This window comes from Variovorax sp. dw_308 (genome assembly GCF_019207085.1).
In the GTDB taxonomy this organism is placed as follows: Bacteria; Pseudomonadota; Gammaproteobacteria; order Burkholderiales; family Burkholderiaceae_C; genus Variovorax.
Genome location: NZ_JAATOM010000073.1, coordinates 1 through 2428, shown reverse-complemented (window position 1 = coordinate 2428; position 2428 = coordinate 1). Strand labels below are relative to the sequence as shown.

General features: G+C 59.7%; 2 protein-coding genes and 1 pseudogene. 1 reads left to right on the top strand and 2 read right to left on the bottom strand.

Annotated elements, in window-relative coordinates; translation table 11 throughout:
• Positions 1-357: 357 nt before the first annotated feature.
• Positions 358-795 (bottom strand): DNA-binding transcriptional regulator, encoded by a 438-nt coding sequence (locus HCU76_RS36205; RefSeq protein ID WP_218512047.1) that lies wholly within the window; start codon positions 793-795, stop codon positions 358-360.
• A gap of 264 nt (positions 796-1059) precedes the next feature.
• Positions 1060-1629 carry a helix-turn-helix domain-containing protein gene (locus HCU76_RS36200; RefSeq protein WP_218512046.1) on the bottom strand — a complete coding sequence of 190 codons (570 nt, stop codon included), beginning with the start codon at positions 1627-1629 and terminating at the stop codon, positions 1060-1062.
• 436 nt (positions 1630-2065) lie between these two features.
• Here HCU76_RS36200 and HCU76_RS36195 point away from each other — a divergent pair.
• Positions 2066-2428 (top strand): annotated as a pseudogene (locus HCU76_RS36195) (hypothetical protein); the annotation flags it as partial.

Genomic DNA, 2428 nt, shown 5'->3' with positions numbered 1-2428 from the left:
CCAAGGCCGTCCCGACGGTAGATGCTGCTGCCGCTTTTTAGATTAGTGATTCGTTCGGTAAATATTGGCTCCTTGTCGTCTGTCGCGACCAGAGCGGCGTGGCGGCCAGAGAGGGGCCACAGGCCCCGATCGGGGATCTTTCTCTCGGGGAGCAACGCCGCAACGAATGCGTAAGGGGCGGGGAGCGCGAGTCGAACGCGAAGTCTGCTGACAGCGCCGGTCGCGCAACGCCGCCTGGTGGCGCTTTGCTTTCGGTCGGAAGCACTCGTGCGCCTTAATGCCCTGCCATTGCACAGCCGCCGTGCTCCTCAAGCTCCTGAGGTTTTCCAGTTGCAGCGCGGGTCGCGCGATACGAATTCAGGCTTGCGAAAGCTTCTCTTCGATTTGCTCGCGAGACATTTCTTTGAGCTTGGCCAGCGCCTCAATGACTTCAGCACTGGGTCGGACTTCGCCCTTTTCCCAGAGGTAGACGGACGCGCCAGACATCCCGACCAACTTTCCGTATGACGCGGCGGACATTCCCAACTTGGCGCGGTGTGCGCCCAGGCGCGCCGCACTGAACCTGCGCTGAACCGTCTCGCTTGCCCCCGGACGGGCGGCAGCGGCATCAGCGCGTGTCGCGCTCTTGCGGGTTTGACGCGGCGCCTTCTCGAGCGCGTCGATCTTCTTCTTCAGCGCCGAGATGGCAGCGCGGTGCTGCCCGATGGTTTTCTTGAAAACCGCTGTCTCTGATCGCACCTCTCTCCGTGCTATGCGGACCATCTCGGATTTAAGTGCGGCGTATGCATTGGACATGCCCCATTCTTACTCGACTCCGCAGACGAGAGGTGAGGGCCGAACGCAGCCCATGCCGCTGTCGCCGACCGGGATCTGCAGCAGATCTTTCCTGTCGTGTCTGCGGCAACGCGAATAGCCTTTCCCGTTGCGAGTCGCACGTGGTGTGGAACCCAGGGTGTGACGGGGTGTCGAGCTGAACGCGGCAAACCTCATTACCTTCGTTGCGCCTCGGGGTGGTGGGTAGACGCTGGTCTGCGTCTCGGCATCCTTAGGGTACACGCTTCAGCAGTTGGGCTCGCGCTGTGCGCGGCGTATAGGGAGCGACGGAAAGTGCTGGAAAAACTCCGAGGGTTCGATTCCCAAGCCCTCGAGAATCCGCATGAGCTGCGTGAATGTCGGATTTCGTTCGCCGCGTTCGATGCCGCTCATGTAGCTACGTGCTAGCCCCGCATGATAGGCAAATTTTTCCTGTGTGAAGCCAGCTCGCTCACGTTCCCAGAGCACTGCGATGCCAAGCATTTCTGAGTAGGTGGCTGCTGCTTTGGCAAGCGCGCGTCGGACGTGCCGATCTTGAGGAGGTGCGCGCACATCATCTGCCTCGCGATCTCCCAAGCGAATGTCGCGAAAGAACTCGTCGGGGCGGGCGCGCAGGCCCTTGAGCACGACCATAAGTTTTCTGAAAGTCAGGTTGTGTTCGCCACGTTCCACGCCGCCCATGTAGCCCCGATCAATGCCGACGTGCCGTGCGAAGTCCTCCTGCGTAAAGCCCAGAGCAGTGCGCCGATGGCGCACTGCATCTCCAAGCAGGCGCACGTAATCGCGTTCGTTTCGCGTTTTCGTTGTTGAAGCCATCAGACGGAATGTTCGCGGTGCCTCCGCACGAACACCACGCTAAAGAATGCCACCAAGCTAAAAGCCACCATTGCAAACGCCACGGGATGTAGTTAACATTCGAAGCAGGACGAGCTGACCGACCAAGGGGATCTGAAACAAGCGGGGAAGCGCTACTGCGCGAGGGAAGTGCGAAAGCGACGGGGGTGTCAGGTCCACTAGGTGGAGTCGCTTCGGAAGCTTACTGCGGAGCGCGCGACTTTTTGTCGAAACGACAAGAAGTCCATTGAACATGCTGGCTCAAGGGCTTCGAAAAATGGTCAAGGACGAACAACGCTCAACTTTCGCGAGGACATTCGGATGTCACCGGAGCTCGGAGAGTTGCTCAGGCGAGCCCCATCAACCGCCTCACCCGGCGTACTCCACTTCGCAATCGAGCAAGACGCGGAGCCAAGACATGAACCGCATTGAAGAATTCAGAGCCCGCTTCGACTACATGTTCGAAGGCCCCCATATCGGCTTGATCTTCTATGCCGGGTGGCTTGCGGACTTCGCTCGCACCTGCGAAGAGATCGACGCGCTGTTGGGCGACGACAAGCGCGGCTTTCACTTCGTCCAAGCCAAGGAGAAGTTCGGTGCGGCGCGCTACTACTACAGCGTTGGCGGCAAGAACCGCAAGATCCTTGATGAGATCCTTGTTGTACTCAGCGCTAGTCAGTGGAGGACTGCTACCCAAAAGGGAGATCAGGTCGCAGAGGAGATCGACCGACTGATCGACGCAGCACAGCAGGCGTCGGGGGTGACCTGCATGATTTGCGGC